We start from the raw sequence: 18,181 nt of genomic DNA, 5'->3' as shown, positions 1-18,181 counted from the left end.
TAAATTCACAGCCGCCGTAGTATCGTTTACCTGGAAGACCTTCGGCATATTTGTTGGTGAGTACGGAACCTTGGGCGGCCATTACTGCTGCAGAGGTAAAGTTTTCACTAGCAATTAGTTCTAGGTGGTCTTGTTGCCGTCCGTATTCTTTTTGAATTAGTTCGGCGACTAGGGGGTCAGTATCGGCAAGAAAGTTAGCGTTAATCATATCTATTATTTTTTGAGGTTACATTACTACATTATTAAATTATATGCCCCACACTGGCACTTATGGTTTTCAGTGTGGGGCGGAGGGATTGAGTTTATATTAGTGGAACTATGGTTAATTCCCTTTTAGAATTTGTTTTCGACAACTAACTCACTTAATGGTAATTGTCCGGGTTTTGGCCAAGAGTCTTTAACTTTTTTACCAATGGCTACCATGGGACCCATTACATAATCTTCAGGTAAATTAATTAATTCTGCTACTTTTTGAATATCAAAACCAATCATTGGGCAGGAATCATAACCCATCGCTTTTGCTGTTAACATTAAGGTTTGCATTGCCATACCAATGGAACGTTGAGCTTCATCTCGCTGAAGCCATTCACGCCCTTGATGGAAAGGTTCTATCATACCTACAAGTTGTTTGGCGACTTGCTCTGGAGCATTGTGCCAATAGCGATGAGGTTCTTTTTCCCAAGCTTTAATATCTGCTGTAAAGAGAATGAGCAAAGAAGCTTCTGTCATTTGAGCTTGATCGAAACCAAGTTCTCGGATCTTTTGTCGTAATTCTGGGTCTCTAAGAATAACAAAACGCCAATGTTGAATGTTAAAGCTAGTGGGAGCTTGAATTGTTGCTTCTAAAAGTTTTTGTTCTTCTTGGGGTGTTATTTTATGGTTAGGATCATAATGTTTTACAGCGCGACGTTGATAAATTACTTCTAAAGCATCCATTGAGTAAAACTCCTCTTGATAAGTTTAAGATTTAGAAACTGAGTTTTTCAATAAAATTAAAACTCAAGTTGCCCTATTGAGGTTTTGTTTGTTAGGGAAAGGTTTTGCTAAATTTTACCTGAAATTAAGAGCAAATAATCTATCTAATTTTTGAGTCCTAAAAAGCTAGTCATTAAATTCCGATTGTATAGGAATACATACTGGAGAGTAAAGTACCCAAACCTTTCGCGTAGGGAACAGGAAAAAGGGAATAGAGGGTCAAAAATAGAATTTTTCTGTAGTGTTGTGAAATGTTTGTAAGATAGCATTAATAAATTTGTATACTACTTTATTATCATCACATAGGGTGTATATTTGTTCAAATTAATCTGCAATAATTCAAATACTATTCGGTGGATTATTATGCTGTATTTGATCAATAATTTCTGATAATGAAGTAGTTTTATTTTCAAGTAAAAAAATTAGCTTCTTGGCTTTATTATCTCATTTTTTTTCATTTATTTCTGGAATATAGAGTATGAATAAAGCTTTAGCAATAGCATAAAAAGGATTTTTTCCAGGGCTAAAATATGCAAATAAACAATTTTTTGCTTTTGCTAATTTAGGCACTAATTCTGCTAAAACCACTGAAGATTTACCACTTTTTGATGTGCCTAAAATTGGAATAAGATTCTTGACTTTAACATCCTTTAACCAATTTTTTACAAATTTATCTCTACTACAAAAGTATTTAGCATTCTCTGGAATAAAACTATACGAACCTAGATAGAGAGAATTAATATTTTCCTCTGTTTGATGAGAATCTCTTTTCTCTTTTTCGGCGTTGATTATTTTGGCTATGATTGTGCTTTAATGGCTATTGCCTAACTATTAACTCAAAGTATTTTTCTTTTGCCAAATTTAGGTTTCATAGCTTGCTTGATTCACCAACGCCTCTTTTTCTAAATAAGGTTTGAGACTACTATTGCGTATAGGCAAATAGTAATGAATAATTTTTAGTTTCTCATTTGCGATAAGTTATGGATTTTCTCTCGGTGGAGCCTTCGGAGAATTTTGAGAGAATGATAGTAGGTGGAAATTTATTCTCATCAAAGGTAGGAATATATTTGCAGAGTAAAGTACCTAAACTTTTCGTCCAGGGAGCAGGAAAAAGGGAGTAGAGAATCAAAAAATTTTTAAATAATAGTTTGAGTAACTATTTATTTTAAAGTTGTAACCATACCAAATAAAGAATATGCCCCATACTGCAAACATGAAATGTCAGTATAGGGCGGAGAGATTTAGTTTATGATGTTGGTAATCTTAATATTTGACCAGTGGAATTATTTCTAAAGTATTTATTGTGTCAACTCTTTGTAAATTAATGACTTGCTAAAGATTATTCTAAAGTAAACTCTAGAAACAGCAAACTTTATAATAAGTTCCAACAATTAAGCAACTTTTCAGTTATAGGACGAACTAGAGGAGAAACAGTTTCCTTGAGAACAATTGGGGCAACAAGCGCTGTTGCACTATCCAATAGCTTCTTGATTTTCGGATCTTTTTTTGCCTCCTCTAAAGCTTGATCCTCATTAGGATATTTTTTTATAATTTCGCCCAGTGAATTTTCAACTTCTGCGATAAATTCAGGCGGTACAAGATTATTGTTATTTTGTTGGCCAATACCAACTTGTTTTCCATAAATAGAAGCGTTTCCTTGATTAGTGAAATTGATTGTGTTATCTGGCATAACTTAGATTTCCTTTGTGAACTTAACCTTGACTAATTTTTAGTTTAACCTATTCAAAAAAGCTTGTGTTTTGTTTTTTTCTTAAAAGAAATATTTATGTGAAAACTATTTCCAGCTTTAGCACTTATCTTTGAGCTTGCATATAATCCTAACTGGACTATCAAAAATAATTGGAAAAAATTCTAAAACTACAGGCATTCCAACAAAAAACAAAAATAATAAAATTACAATTCTATATACTATTGGTGTTTTACCAATTGTATTATTTTGCTAGTTTTTTTATTAAGTTATTTTGTTCAGCACGCTTTTTTGCTCTGCCCGCTTTTTTGTTCTCTCTTGTAAACCTCGGCTATATATTCATTTTCAGTAATTTCTTCGTAAGCTCTATATGTTAGTTGTTTACCATTTTGTTTTTCCCATAATTCAATTAGGGAAAATGCTAATAAAGCTAGACGTTCCTGTTTTTCAATGACATCTTCAATGAGGCGTTAAACCAATCTTTTTTCAACTTCAATTCCCAATTTTTGAGTGGGTTTTTCTATGACTTCTCTTAGTTGGTTTGACTTCATTTGTTCTAACGTAATTCCATCTTTTTTCAAGACATCTGCTAAAGGTTTATGGAACTCAGCATTTTCTAAAAAATTTGTTCCTATTGCAGTAATTAACTTTGTTGACAAAAAGGATTTTTCTGTGGAGTTTTGAAACGTTTGTAAGAGAGCATTAATAAACTTGTATCGGGTTTCACCATCAGTACAAAAAGTGTAGAGTTGTTCAAATTGATCTGCAATAATTAAGATACGATTCCCTGGATTTTTGCTGTATTTTATCAATAATTTTTGATAACGAAGTAGTTTTATTTTCAAGTGAAGATTTTAGTTTCTTTGTTTCAGCCTCTAATTCTGTTTGATCAATTTCTGGAATATAGAGTGGAACTAAAGCTTGAGCAAGATTATAAAAAGGGTCTTCTCTAGGACGAAAAAATGTAAATAGCCAATTTTTTGCTTTTGCTAATCGCGGAATTAACCATGCTAAAATCACTGAAGATTTACCACTTTTTGATTCGCCTAAAACTGGAATAAAATTATTCTTTTCAATGGCTGTAATAAGTTTTTTAAAAATTCATCTCTACCGAAGAAATATTCAGCATCCTGTGGAAGAAAACTAGATTCCTTATAGGGACAATTAACATCACCTTTTTCTAAATAAAAATTGAGATTGACAATAACATTATTTTGAATACCAATACCATATTGGGTTCCATAATTTATGGAGTTATCTTGATTAGTAAAATTAATGTTATTTGATGCTTCTTCATCATTTTGTGCAGCCATTAAACTTGAAAATTAAGAGCTAGTTTTTGAAGAATAAGCCAGTAGGACAAATTCATAAATTACTTCTACAATAATCATAATTAAGAGTGTGAGCTAAACCCAAAAAAGAAGATAAAATTTTATAGCTCAAAACCTAGCTTTGACAGAATTAAACATTTGATAATAACGGCGCAGCATTTAACAATGTCTGAGTATAAGAATGTTGGGGATGATTAAATATCTTTTCTGTTTCTCCTTCCTCCACAATTTTTCCACCATTCATAACAGCAATTCTGTCACAAATAAATCTAGCCACCCATAAATCGTGAGTAATAAATAAATAGGTTAAATTTAATTCTTTCTTTAACTCCAACATCAATTCCAAAACTTGAGTCTGAATAGTAGCGTCTAACATACTCACAGGTTCATCACAAATAATCAGTTTTGGATTAGTAATTAATGCTCTGGCAATAGCGACTCTCTGTTGTTGTCCTCCAGATAATTCTGAGGGGTATCTTTTGCCATATTCTACTACTGGAGTCAAACCTACCTTTTCCAACATTTGCTCCACTTGAATTTTAGCTTCCTCTACATTAGCCAAATTATGGATAAATAGGGGGTCAGCTACTATTTGGTCAACAGTCATCATGGGGTTGAGACAAGCAAGGGGGTCTTGAAATATCATTTGCATTTCCCGACGGTAAGGTTGCAATGCAGAGTGCGAGAGAGTTGTTAAGTCTTTGCCTTGAAATTCGACTGAGCCAGAAGTAGATTTAATTAACTGTAAAATAGTCCGAGATAAGGTACTTTTGCCACATCCAGATTCTCCTACTAATCCCACTATTTCCCTGGATAGAGGTCTAGGTTAACTCCATCCACTGCTTTGATAAGTTTACTTTTTCCAGAAAATAATAATTGCTCTATAAAATTACTTTCTAAGGTGTAGTGCTTCTGTAAATTTTTGACCTGCAAAATTGGTTTGAGGATTTTGGGAGCTTCTGTTAATTCAGATTTTTCTGGTTGAATTTGAGCAGGAGTAGATTCAACTACTTGAATATGTAAAGCAGCTTGAAATAGAGATTTAGTATATTCATGTTGAGGATTGTGGAGAACTTGTTTAATTGAACCTGTTTCTACAATTTCACCTCCATACATCACAGCAATACGGTCACAATATTCTGCCACCATTGCTAAATCGTGGGAAATTAATAACAAGGAAGTCTGACGTTCTTGGCAAAGTCTGGTAAGTTCCCCTAAAATCTGAGACGCTATAGTTACATCCAAGCTAGTAGTAGGTTCATCCGCAACAATTAACTTAGGGTCCAGTAATAAAGCTAGAGCGATCGCCACCCTTTGTCGCATCCCCCCACTAAATTCATGGGGATATTGAGACCAACGACTTGCAGGAATATTTACTGCTTCGAGAGTTTCTATAGATTTTTGTTGTGCCTGAGATTTAGATATATTGGGTTGATGAGCTTGAATTGTTTCTACACAATGATCCCCAATAGTCATTAATGGATCGAGACGAGTCATGGGGTCTTGGAAAACTAATGCTACTGCTTCTCCACGAAATTTTCTCAGTCGAGAGGGGTTCATCCCAAATATGTATTCTCCCCCAAATGTTATGGACCCCTCAACTTGTACTGACTTGGGTAATAATCTCATAGCAGCACGTCCAAGAGTAGATTTACCACATCCAGATTCTCCCACTAATCCTAATTTTTCACCTGGTTGAAGTGTGAGGGAGACATTATTTACTGCCCAATGAGATTTTCCACGTTTTTCGGGATAAGCTACTCGTAGATTTTTTATATCAAGTAAGGAATTCATTACTAGGTGGTAGGTCGTAGGTTTTAGGTCGTAGGTTTTAGGTTTTAGGTGTTATACCATTTTGATAAATGTTTGTTACAAATGGTAGGGACGTTGCATAGTCCGTACGAAAGAAGGAAGAAGGAAGAAGGAAGAGGGGAAAAATATTGAGAAAAAGGTAAAAACGATAGGTATAAATATCTAAAATAAACTGGAGCAGCTATTTTTAAGCATATTCGATAAAACTCTACCCTTTTGTAGCATTCTTTTTTCAAAGTGGTATTATGACAGCTTAAAAAAAGGATGTTACTAATAGTTTCGCTTCTTTAGATGTGAAATAATTTTGGTTAAATTACTGTATTCTCAAAGTTTTTAATCCTCAAAATATTACTTTTAAATTTTTATTTTTACTTCTAGTTTCGCTTCTTATAGATGTTAAATAATTTTGGTTAAATTACTGTATTCTCAAAGTTTTTAATCCTCAAAATATTACTTTTAAATTTTTATTTTTTACTTCTAGTTTTGCTTCTTATAGATGTTAAATAATTTTGGTTAAATTACTGTATTCTCAAAGTTTTAAGTCCTCAAAATATTACTTTTAAATTTTTATTTTTTACTTCTAGTTTCGCTTCTTATAGATGTTAAATAATTTTGGTTAAATTACTGTATTCTCAAAGTTTTAAGTCCTCAAAATATTACTTTTAAATTTTGACTTTTTACTTTTGACTTTTTACTTCTAGTTTCGCTTCTTATAGATGTGAAATAATTTCAATTAAATTACTGTATTCTCAAAGTTTTGAGTCCTCAAAATATTACTTTTAAATTTTGACTTTTTACTTTTGACTTTTTACTTCTAGTTTCGCTTCTTATAGATGTTAAATAATTTCAGTTAAATCACTGTATTCTCAAAGTTTTGAGTCCTCAAAATATTACTTTTGACTTTTGACTTTTTACTTTTGACTTTTTACTTCTAGTTTCGCTTCTTATAGATGTGAAATAATTTCAATTAAATTACTGTATTCTCAAAGTTTTGAGTCCTCAAAATATTACTTTTAACTTTTAACTTTTTACTTTTGAGTTCTAGTTTCCCTCCTTTATATATGAAATAATTTCAGTTAAATTACTGTATTCTCAAAGTTTTAAGTACTCAAAATATTACTTTTAACTTTTAAATTTTGAATTTTTATTTTTTACTTCTAGTTTCGCTTCTTATAGATGTGAAATAATTTCAGTTAAATCACTGTACTCTCAAAGTTTTAAGTCCTCAAAATATTACTTTTAAATTTTAAATTTTTACTTCTAGTTTCCCTCCTTTATATATGAAATAATTTCAGTTAAATTACTGTATTCTCAAAGTTTTAAGTCCTCAAAATATTACTTTTGACTTTTGACTTTTGACTTTTGAGTTCTAGTTTCACTTCTTATATAGATGTGAAATAATTTCAATTAAATTACTGTAATTTCAAAGTTTTAAGTACTCAAAATATTACTTTTAAATTTTGACTTTTGACTTTTGACTTTTAGCTTCTAGTTTCCTCCTTTATATATGAAATAATTTCAGTTAAATTACTGTATTCTCAAAGTTTTAAGTCCTCAAAATATTACTTTTAACTTTTGACTTTTGACTTTTGAGTTCTAGTTTCACTTCTTATATAGATGTGAAATAATTTCAATTAAATTACTGTAATTTCAAAGTTTTAAGTCCTCAAAATATTACTTTTAAATTTTGACTTTTGACTTTTGACTTTTAGCTTCTAGTTTCCCTCCTTTATATATGAAATAATTTCAGTTAAATTACTGTATTCTCAAAGTTTTAAGTCCTCAAAATATTACTTTTAACTTTTGACTTTTGACTTTTGAGTTCTAGTTTCACTTCTTATATAGATGTGAAATAATTTCAATTAAATTACTGTAATTTCAAAGTTTTAAGTACTCAAAATATTACTTTTAAATTTTGACTTTTGACTTTTGACTTTTAACTTCTAGTTTCGCTCCTTTAAATGTGAAATAATTTCAGTTAAATTACTGTATTCTCAAAGTTTTGAGTCCTAGAAATATTACTTTTAAATTTTAAATTTTTACTTTTAATTTCTAGTTTCGCTTCTTATATAGATGTGAAATAATTTCAATTAAATTACTGTAATTTCAAAGTTTTAAGTCCTCAAAACATTACTTTTAAATTTTGACTTTTGACTTTTGACTTCTTTACGTGAGGTGGCGCAGAATTATTTTTTCATTCTTTCCTCTTCCTTCTTCCTTCTTCCTTCTTCCTTCTTCCTTCTTCCTTCTTCCTTCTTCCTTCTTCCTTTCATAAAATATTAACTTTGACTACCTACACTAAATTTCCCATTCAGATCCTTTCTTTTATTTTCAAATCTGCGTAACATATAAGTAGCAGCACAATCTCCATGAGAATTATCCTCTAATATATCTGCTAATTGAAAAACATACTCAGCTATTTCTTCTCCCAATTTATCAATAACAGTCTGACGATTAATCATTTCTTGTTGATGCAGACGCACCTTAGTTTGCCATTGACTAGAAAACATCTCATGTATTTTTGTATGCAGTCCAAGAGATTCTAAAATTTTCCACTCTTCAGCATCATCAAACCAAATACCACCATCATGTAAACAACGTTCTATATAGAAAGGTGTTTTAATATTTATTTTGATGCGTGATAAATAAGTACCACATTCTGGACATAACCCTGCTTTACTATCAAAAGGGGAGGGTACAAAATCTTCAAATTGATTATAAGGTAAGATTTCTTCTGGGACATACCATGAGGGTAAACTTTCTAACCAAGCTTCATAATTTTTTCCCGAAATCCAAAAACCTTCAGATTCTGGGCAGTATTTTACCGGGATAACATCATTCAAAACGGCATCTTCTAAATCTACATCGTACTTGGGACTTTTCATCGTATATGCTCCTGATCCTATGTTAATTTTGTTTTACTAAGTATATTCCCGCAATAGCCTATGAGGGTTTTTAGGCGGTCTTTGATAGTGGCCAATCGCGTTTGTGTTGTTTGAGGGTTTCGAGATGCTTGCAAAAAGGTTAAATCTACATATAACAGTCGAAGTTCCTTATGCATCTCTGTTAGGTAAGACTTTACCTGAAATGCGATAGATCGATCTAGTTCTAAGTTATCTAGACTCATAATCTGAATCTGGAAAAACTGTTGGACTTCTTTACTCATGGCCGAAATTTTTTCTAGCTCTAGATTTTCTAGGGCCATAAGTTGCTGCAACTGATTCAGCATTTGACTGAATTTTTGATATTGCTGATTATGCTCCTTTGGTAACATAATATAAATCAATTAAAATTTGTATATATAAGGTAATAATATAGGATATTCAGAGGCTCATTTAACAATTAATAATTAATAATTAATAATTAATAATTAATTATTACCTCTTATTTTTAAGGAGAGGATTGACGTAAAAGGGAAAAATTTTTCTTCTCTTGGTCAATTGGATATGGCGAGGAGACCCGCTCTTATCAGAGCCGCTCCGAAGATCGCCATCCCTTGATCGTTTTTTTCTCCTTTAAAGGAGAGGCTTTAAGCTTTAATTATTCAGTAAAGTCACAGAATCAGTTTGAATTTATCTTTGAAATTAATGTCACTCTACGATTACTGATTTTATGAATATTTTTGATACTTTTTAGAGTCATAATTTCAATAATTTAGAATTAAGAATTAAGAATTTATAATTACCTCTTCTTATAAATAAGAGGATTGGATCAAAGATTTTTTTTTCTCCTTTAAAGGAGAGGCTTTATACCTGAATTTTTCAGTAAGCATTTCCTACGGAGTGCCGATAGAATAGCTATTAGCTGACTACTGTTTACTTACTTAATTATTAAGTTATATTGTAGATATCCGTAGACATCTACCCCGATTTGATAATATAACCTTATCGCAATGATTATACATAGCTTTCCATATTTTTTATAAGAATTAAAGTATAAAAACAACAGATAATTTCAAAAAAGCTGTAAGTATAAAGTACAAAGCTAATTGAAATTAAGACCGCTTTCTCATCAACTATAAATTGATAATTTCGGTTGATAAAAGACCGAAATATAACTCTGGCATTTCTAGTATAAGTTAGCGAAACAAACAACCAATTAACCTGATTTATAAACTAAATACTATGAATACAAAAACTCTAGCATCTAAACCTGCACTTTCATGTGTAATTCCTGACTGGTTACAAGAATGCATAAATAGCAGAAATAACAGCGATAATTTAACTAGCTGTTCGCTGGATACAGCTTTAATCTGTCAAGCGTTTGAACTGGCTTATAAGTTGCATGAAGGACAATATCGTAAATCAGGAGAACCTTATATATGTCATCCTATAGCTGTTGCGGGATTGTTGAAATATCTCGGTGGTGATAGTGCGATGATTGCTGCTGGTTTTCTACATGATATTGTTGAAGATACTGATGTAACTATTGAAGAAATAGAACAAAAATTTGGCTCGGAAATAGCTTTATTAGTTGAAGGTGTAACTAAGCTTTCTAAGTTTAATTTTTCTAGCAAAACAGAGCTACAAGCTGAGAATTTTCGTCGGATGTTTTTGGCAATGGCAAAGGATATTAGAGTAATTGTTGTTAAGTTGGCAGACAGATTACATAATATGAGAACTTTGCAACATTTGCCACGTCATAAACAGTTAAGTAAGGCATTAGAAACACGGGAAATATTTGCACCTTTAGCAAATCGTTTGGGCATTGGTAGAATCAAATGGGAGTTAGAAGATTTATCTTTTAAATATATAGAACCAGAAGCTTATCGAGAAGTTCAAGAATTAGTAGCAGATAAAAGAGCTGACCGAGAGGCTAAATTGTTAGAAATGACAGAAAATTTACGACAAAAATTAGACCAAGCAGGAATAGAATGCTACGACATTAGTGGTCGCCCTAAACATCTGTATGGAATTTATCGGAAAATGCATTTAAAGCAAAAAGCATTTCACGAAGTTTATGATATTGCCGGACTAAGAATTATTGTGAATAAAAGGGAAGATTGTTATCGAACTTTAGCCATTGTTCATGACTCTTACCGACCCATTCCTGGAAGATTTAAAGACTATATTGGTCTGCCAAAACCTAATCGTTATCAATCATTACATACAGGCGTAATAGGTAATACAGCTCGCCCTGTAGAAGTGCAAATTAGAACTGTAGAAATGCACCATATTGCTGAATATGGAATTGCTGCTCATTGGAAGTATAAAGAAACCAGTTCTAGTAATACTAAAATGACGGCTGAAGATGAAAAATTTACTTGGTTAAGACAGTTATTAGAATGGCAAAGCGACCTGATAGACGATCGGGAATATTTGGAGACTATAAAAGGCGATCTATTCTATGAAGATGTCTATGTATTTACACCAAAAGGTGATGTAATTTCTCTCAAACAAGGTTCGACTTCAGTAGACTTTGCTTATCGTATTCATACAGAAGTGGGAAATCATTGTACAGGGGCTAAAGTCAACGATAAAATTGTTAATTTAGATACTCCATTAAAAAATGGTGATATTGTCGAAATATTAACTCAAAAAAATGGGCATCCAAGTCTAGATTGGCTGAATTTTGTTGTAACTGGTGCGGCACGAAACCGGATTCGTCAGTGGTATAAACGCTCTCATCGGGAAGAAAATGTATCTAGAGGGAAAGAATTATTAGAAAAAGAATTGGGTAAAAAAGGTTTTGAATCTTTACTCAAGTCTGAGCAAATGCGACTTGTTGCTGAGAGGTTTAATTACCATAATGTGGAAGATTTACTAGCAGCTTTGGGTTACGGTGAAATAACTTTAAATTTAGTAGTTAATCGATTACGAGATGCAACTAGGGAAGTTACACAAGTTGAGCAAAATTCAGATATTTGTGAAGAATTTTTTGAGCAAAAATCTTCTTTAATGTTGCCTCGTCCAACTCAAACTTCATCTTCAGATAAATCTCATCCCATTGCTGGAGTTGAAGGTTTAATGTATCATTTGGCTGGTTGTTGTAATCCAATTCCAGGCGAACCTATTATTGGTAGTGTAACTCGCATTAATGGTATTTCTATTCATCGTCAAGGTTGTTCTAATGTGGAAAATGTACCCGGGGAAAGGTTGGTTCCTGTTAGTTGGAATTCTACTAATAAAAATCAAGGACGACCTCAAACTTATCCAGTTAATATTTGCATAGAAGTGATGGATAGAGTGGGAGTTTTGAAAGATATTTTGTCTCGTTTGATGGATAATAATGTTAATGTTCAAAATGCTCAAGTTAAAACAAATCCCGGTCACCCAGCAATTATTAATCTATGTATTGAAGTGAGCGATCGCCAACAATTTGAAAAGACTTGTACTCAAATTAAAAATATGAGTGATATTTTGAATTTACGTCGTCTTAGTCAAGTTGAATAGTTTTTTTGAAGGAAGAAGAAAGGTGAAGGAAGAAGGGTAAGCATTCTGCAGGAAATGCTGACAATGAAGGTCAATTTTTCAGAAAATTTCAACCCTTTTTAATTGAGAACTACTAATACCAAGCGTGATAAATGTTTGCTAGATTTTCTTGAGTGGGGGAGTAGTTGTATGTAATGTCCGAGAGGGAGAAGTAAACATCAGAATAATTAACAATAACTTGGGTGCTAATTATCAAAAAAGTTATTCAGTCTGTGTTAATTACTTAATAGTTGAAGTTTACCTAAGTTAAGCATTCTTTTTTCACCCTTGGTATAATATAGTATTTTTATTTGAGATGTATAGCAGGGAACAGGGAACAGTTGGAAAAACATTTCCTAGTCTAAGATTTATCATCGGCATAAGTCAAACACCAATTCTTTCTTAGGGTAAGCATTGGGTTATTAGCGGTCAGCTCTCATCTTTTTTTAATGAATGAAGTAAAAAAAACGCAATATTTTTCATTTTTCCTTCTTCCTTCTTCTTTCTTATGCTATGAGACTAATCTATAATTTTTCTTCATTCCTTTTTCCCTGTTCTGGTGTTCTCTAAAAGCATAAAAATTTGTACCTTATCAATTCAAAAACTGCTGTATAACTGAACGGAATAAGAAAAGATTTAAAGTTAACTCTTAACATAAGCATTCAGCTATTAGCGGTCAGCTTTTAGCTGTTTCATAGATAATGTATATACACTCTCTTGGTCAAGGTTAGTTTTTTTCCAATACTTTATAATTATCCTTAAATTTTTTAATACTAATCCCTGCTCTCAAGGCAATGAATTAATAGCTGATACCTGACGGCTGTTTGCGCAGCATTCCGCAGGAAATGCTTACCTCTTAACTTCGATATTTGCTCTATTTTTTCTTAAGTAAATGCTAGATAATGAGTGAAGCATAAAAATATTATGGAAAATTTTTATCCTCAGATTGATTTAGGAGAAAAACTATGGTATTAGACCAATCATCAATCAGTAAGATATTAAATAAACAACGTCAATTTTTTGCCACAGGAAAAACTAGAAATGTTGAATTTAGAATAGAACAACTTAAACTTTTAAAGCAGGCTGTTTTAGATTATCAAGAACAAATAATTACTGCTATTAAAGCAGATTTGAATCGACCAACTTTTGAAAGTTATTTTGAACTTGCTTTTGTCAAAGAGATAAATAATGCAATTAAAAACTAAAATATTGGACAAAACCTCGAAAAGTTTCTACCCCAATTGAACAGTTTCCCGCCGGAGCAAAAATTTATCCAGAACCTTTAGGGGTAGTTTTAATTATTGGTCCTTGGAATTATCCTTTTCAATTAGTAATATCTCCCTTATTAGGTGCTATTGCAGCAGGAAATTGTGCAATTATTAAACCTTCAGAAGTAGCTGCTAATACATCTGAAGTTATAGCTAATTTAATTGCTAATACTTTTGACCCTATTTATATTTCTACAGTTACAGGAGGAATAGAAATAACTCAACAGTTATTAGTAGAAAAATTTGACCATATTTTCTTTACTGGAGGTACAAAAGTCGGCAAAATAGTTATGGAAGCTGCTGCTAAAAATCTCACACCTGTTACTTTAGAATTAGGTGGAAAAAGTCCTTGTATTGTTGATTCTGATATTCAGTTAGAATATACGGCAAAACGTATTGCTTGGGGAAAGTTTATTAACGCTGGTCAAACTTGTGTTGCTCCTGATTATTTGTTAGTAAATCAAGCAGTTAAATCGGATTTATTAGATAAAATCAAAAAATATCTCCTTGAATTTTATGGTAAAAATCCTGCTAATAGTCCAGATTATTGTCGGATTATTAATCAAAAACAATTTAGTAGATTAACTAACTTACTGCAAGATGGAAAAATAGTTATTGGCGGTGAAACTAACTCAGAAGACCGCTACATTGCTCCAACAATTATTGAAGAGGTTTCTTGGAATTCCTTAATTATGCAAGAGGAAATTTTTGGACCTATTTTGCCTGTCTTAGAATACAGTAATTTAGAAGAGGCGATCGCTATTGTTAATTCTCGTCCTAAACCTCTAGCACTTTATTTCTTTTCTCGAAACAAACAAAAGCAAGAGCAAGTTTTAACAGAAACTTCTTCTGGAAATGTTTGTATTAATGATACTGTGATGCAATTTGGAGTAGTATCTTTACCATTTGGCGGTGTAGGAAATAGTGGTATTGGTCGTTATCATGGCAAGGCTAGTTTTAACACTTTTTCCCATTACAAAAGTGTGTTGAAAAAGGGTTTATGGTTGGATTTAAGTTGGCGATATGCTCCATACAAAAATAAAATAAGTTTGATTAAAAAGTAATTTTTAAGTAATACCAAATTTATAGATGTTTGCTACAAATATCTAGGGTATTTCTTAGGAGTGAACCTCCCAGGAGGGGAAGTCAGGAGGACCGAGTCCTATGGGAATGGCTTCAATACCATTTTTTAGGGCGTAAATTATCTTTTTTGTCAAAGGGAAGGCTTTAGACCAGGATTTTTCGGTAAATTCCATGTTTTGTTTTTTATACGGACTGTGTTCGAGAGCCTAAAATTTATCCCGCACTCTATGCAACGCCATATATTTATTCATCTAGAAGCGATGTAGCTACCGCACTTGCTCCGCCAAAAATATATTCACAAATCCAGAAAATTATCATCCTGTGAAGCTTCAAAAAAACGGCAAGGTATTTCCCCTTGCATCCCCAAAAAGCGAGTGTGTAATTCCGAGGAGACCTCGGAATGAAAGACACACTTAAGACAAATCGTGATACAATTTAACCATTGTGTGTCACTCGCCCATACGCATGACTTTTTATTCAACCCAAAAACAGCATTTCGCTACTGAATACATATAGAAGGGATACTCACACCATCAAAGCAGAGAAAATTATCATCCCATGAAGCACTTCAATAAAGAAGTGGCGACACCGAAAAATTTTCACCCCATCAACACATCTATATATTTACTCATGTAGAAGCGATGTAGCTGTCGCACTTGCTCCGCCAATACTATATTCACAACCAAAGAAAAATCATCATCCTGTGAAGCTCAAAAAAAACGGCAAGGTATTTCCTCTTGCATCCTCAAAAAAATCGTGATACAATTTAACCATTGGGTTTAACTCGCCCCTACGCATGACTTTTTATTCAACGCAAAAACAGCATATTGCCATTGAATACTTATGGAAGGGATACTCACACCATCAAAGCAGAGAAAAATTATTATCCTGTGAAGCACTTCAATAAAGAAGTGGGGAGAATGGCGACACCGAAAAATTTTCACCCTATCAACACATCTATATATTTACTCATGCAGAAGCAATGTAGCTACCGCACTTGCTCCGCCAAAACTATATTCACAACCAAAGAAAAATCATCATCCTGTGAAGCTCAAAAAAAACAGCAAGGTATTTCCTCTTGCATCCTCAAAAAAATCGTGATACAATTTAACCATTGGGTGTTACTCGCCCCTATACATGACTTTTTATTCAACTATAAAACAGCATATTGCCATTGAATACTTATGGAAGGGATACTCACACCATCAAAGCAGAGAAAAATTATTATCCTGTGAAGCACTTCAATAAAGAAGTGGGGAGAATGGCGACACCGAAAAATTTTCACCCTATCAACACATCTATATATTTACTCATGCAGAAGCAATGTAGCTACCGCACTTGCTCCGCCAAAACTATATTCACAACCAAAGAAAAATCATCATCCTGTGAAGCTTCCAAAAAAACGGCAAGGTATTTCCTCTTGCATCCCCAAAAAGCGAGTGTGTAATTCCGAGGTCTCCTCGGAATGAAAGACACACATCTGACAAATCGTGATAGTATGTAATCATTGGGTTTAACTCGCCCCTATGCATGACTTTTTATTCAACGCAAAAACAGCATATCGTCACTGAATACATATAGAAAAGATACTCACACCATCAAAGCAGAAAAAATCATCATCCTGTGAAGCACTCAGATAAAGAAATAACGATCACCAAATTTGCCCGCCCCATCAACAGTATCGATATTATTCATGTAGAAGTGATGTAGCTACCGCACTTGCTCCGCCAACGCTATATTCAAAAATCCAGAAAATTATCATCCTGTGAAGCTCAAAAAAAAAACGGCAAGGTATTTCCTCTTGCATCCCCAAAAAGCGAGTGTGTAATTCCGAGGAGACCTCGGAATGAAAGACACACATCTGACAAATCGTGATAGTATGTAATCATTGGGGGTTACTCGCCCATATACATGACTTTTTATTCAACAAGTGAAAAACTTATATTTTGCGTTGATACTTAATCTAAAAATCATTGATACTTAATCTAAATGTTTGCTACAAATAACTAGGAAATTCTGACTCCTTTTTTATACTAGATTTTGAAGTGCGGAATGTAGGTTGTAGTAATGCCTAAAAAATGTGAGGAAAAAATTATATGTTTTAGGAAGTAGGGAAGAAGGTACAGGGAACAGAAATGAACATAAATTAAGATTAAACTGTATTTCACTATCTGAAAAAATGCTGTAATTTCACATTTGTTAGAGATAGGGAAAAGGGGAGATTCAGATATCAGAAAATATATCTTAGTAGTAGATATGCAAATAATTTTCCCTATTTATTTAACTAGCAGTTAACTAATAGTTTTCAGCTTTGGTTGAACTTCCTGACTTGTAGACATCGGATAATACCAAATCTCAAAAAGTTTGCCATATAGCCATATATCTTTGTAACTGAGGACATAGGGAAATGGGGAGGTAGGGAGTAGTGAGATGTTCAACAATTAATAATTAGGGTCTGCTGATTAAATCTAAAAGCATTTACATATAAAGGTTGAGCGCATTTTTTAGTAAAAAAAAATCCAAGCTTTTAGGTCGTAATGGTTCAAAAAATTAGCATTTTAGGCTTATAGTTGCGCAGAATAATCAAGGGATTATTCTTCCTCCTACCTCCTCTATAATTCCCATTTCTCCTGTATTCCCCTCCCCTCCACGGTCGGGGTTAGGGGTGGGTTGGGAGGGTTAGGGGTGGGTTGTCTCCTACTCTTACCCATAAGACTTTTTCAGCAAACCCTAATTAATAATTCATGATTACCTCTCCTTGAAAAGAAGAGGATTGACGCGGAGCGTGAAAATTTTTTCTTGTTTCTCCTTTCTCCTTTAAAGGAGAGGATTTTTACCTTAATTATTAAGTAATTAACTTATGGCCATGGAATTTTTTTGCTAGTTTTACCCAAATTAATGTTAATTATTCTTATGTTTACTACTCCCTCACTCCCCTACTCCCTCACTCCCCTACTCCCTACTCCCCTACTCCCTACTCCCTACTCCCTACTCCCTATTCCCTATTCCCTATTTTGCCTGTAAATTTTCTAAAGCTTGATGAGCGCTAGATAAATTTGGTGCAAGTTCAATAGCTTTTTCTAAGGAAGATATTGCTTGTTCATCTAAGCCTAAATTAGTCAAAGCTTCGCCCAAATGATAATGTACAATACCCGAATTTGGATGAAGTTCAATTGCCTTATTATAAGAAGCGATCGCTTCATTCCACTTTTCCAAACTTGCCAAAGCATATCCTAATTTATGGTGAAGATCGGCAGCAGTGGGATTAAGATTTACCACTCGACGATAAGCAGAAATAGCCTCCTCAATAAACCCTTGTTTTTCCATCATTTCTGCTAATTTTAAATGGGAATCTATGACGGTTTTATTCTGTTCTTGTCTTCTCGCTAATGCTTCTTGTAGATGCTGATTAAACTTTTGATTATCTGGTTTAATTTCGACAGCTTTTTGATAACAATTTATTGCTTCTTCCCACTTTTGCATTTCTGTTAATGCTTCTCCTAACTGGTCATGTACAACTGCTGAATTAGGATTAATTTTGAGAACCTCACGATATTCAGCTATAGCTTCTTCCCATTTTTTGAGTTGAGCAAA

The 18,181-nt window shown here is 33.0% G+C and carries 11 protein-coding genes and 4 pseudogenes; 4 read left to right on the top strand and 11 right to left on the bottom strand.

Annotated features, from left to right (window positions below; genetic code table 11):
* From glyA to patD, 10 genes and pseudogenes are all read right to left on the bottom strand, one after another.
* Window positions 1-208, bottom strand: a pseudogene (gene glyA / locus SAGCYANO_RS38565) (serine hydroxymethyltransferase); the annotation flags it as partial.
* A gap of 125 nt (window positions 209-333) precedes the next feature.
* A complete protein-coding gene (locus SAGCYANO_RS38560; RefSeq protein ID WP_202224860.1) occupies window positions 334-936 on the bottom strand; it encodes a nitroreductase family protein in 603 nt (200 codons plus the stop codon).
* Between the two features lie 483 nt (window positions 937-1,419).
* Entirely contained in the window at window positions 1,420-1,716 is a 297-nt protein-coding gene (locus SAGCYANO_RS51090; RefSeq protein ID WP_375340079.1) for a hypothetical protein, read from the bottom strand.
* 631 nt (window positions 1,717-2,347) lie between these two features.
* A complete protein-coding gene (locus SAGCYANO_RS38550; protein WP_202224858.1) occupies window positions 2,348-2,665 on the bottom strand; it encodes a hypothetical protein in 318 nt (105 codons plus the stop codon).
* Between the two features lie 296 nt (window positions 2,666-2,961).
* A pseudogene (locus tag SAGCYANO_RS51085) lies at window positions 2,962-3,495 on the bottom strand (hypothetical protein).
* On the bottom strand, window positions 3,437-3,742 hold the full coding sequence (locus SAGCYANO_RS38540) for a hypothetical protein (protein ID WP_375340078.1): 306 nt from the start codon (window positions 3,740-3,742) through the stop codon (window positions 3,437-3,439). Before SAGCYANO_RS38540 ends, SAGCYANO_RS51085 begins: the two are co-directional and overlap by 59 nt.
* A complete protein-coding gene (locus SAGCYANO_RS38535; protein ID WP_202224855.1) occupies window positions 3,730-3,996 on the bottom strand; it encodes a hypothetical protein in 267 nt (88 codons plus the stop codon). Before SAGCYANO_RS38535 ends, SAGCYANO_RS38540 begins: the two co-directional genes overlap by 13 nt.
* Window positions 3,997-4,144: 148 nt before the next feature.
* Window positions 4,145-5,808: pseudogene (locus SAGCYANO_RS38530) on the bottom strand (dipeptide ABC transporter ATP-binding protein).
* 2,297 nt (window positions 5,809-8,105) lie between these two features.
* On the bottom strand, window positions 8,106-8,711 hold the full coding sequence (locus SAGCYANO_RS38525; protein WP_202224854.1) for a zf-TFIIB domain-containing protein: 606 nt from the start codon (window positions 8,709-8,711) through the stop codon (window positions 8,106-8,108).
* 17 nt (window positions 8,712-8,728) lie between these two features.
* Complete coding sequence (gene patD / locus SAGCYANO_RS38520) at window positions 8,729-9,100, bottom strand: heterocyst frequency control protein PatD (protein ID WP_202224853.1); 372 nt, start codon at window positions 9,098-9,100, stop codon at window positions 8,729-8,731.
* 850 nt (window positions 9,101-9,950) lie between these two features.
* Between patD and SAGCYANO_RS38515 the strand changes: the two genes are divergently transcribed.
* The 4 genes and pseudogenes from SAGCYANO_RS38515 (at window position 9,951) to SAGCYANO_RS38500 (ending at window position 16,034) form a co-directional block, all read left to right on the top strand.
* Window positions 9,951-12,218, top strand: a complete 2,268-nt coding sequence (locus SAGCYANO_RS38515) for a bifunctional (p)ppGpp synthetase/guanosine-3',5'-bis(diphosphate) 3'-pyrophosphohydrolase (protein ID WP_202224852.1) — start codon at window positions 9,951-9,953, stop codon at window positions 12,216-12,218.
* 983 nt (window positions 12,219-13,201) lie between these two features.
* Window positions 13,202-14,568: pseudogene (locus SAGCYANO_RS38510) on the top strand (aldehyde dehydrogenase).
* Between the two features lie 852 nt (window positions 14,569-15,420).
* Entirely contained in the window at window positions 15,421-15,765 is a 345-nt protein-coding gene (locus SAGCYANO_RS38505; RefSeq protein WP_202224851.1) for a hypothetical protein, read from the top strand.
* Window positions 15,762-16,034, top strand: a complete 273-nt coding sequence (locus SAGCYANO_RS38500; RefSeq protein ID WP_202224850.1) for a hypothetical protein — start codon at window positions 15,762-15,764, stop codon at window positions 16,032-16,034. Before SAGCYANO_RS38505 ends, SAGCYANO_RS38500 begins: the two co-directional genes overlap by 4 nt.
* 1,562 nt (window positions 16,035-17,596) lie before the next feature.
* Here SAGCYANO_RS38500 and SAGCYANO_RS38495 read toward each other — a convergent pair.
* The coding region (locus SAGCYANO_RS38495; RefSeq protein ID WP_202224849.1) for a tetratricopeptide repeat protein at window positions 17,597-18,181 on the bottom strand (585 nt) is incomplete at its 5' end.

The sequence above is a fragment of the Okeania sp. KiyG1 genome (assembly GCF_014132355.1).
Classification (GTDB): Bacteria; Cyanobacteriota; Cyanobacteriia; order Cyanobacteriales; family Microcoleaceae; genus Okeania.
This window is presented reverse-complemented; position numbering and strand designations above follow the sequence as displayed.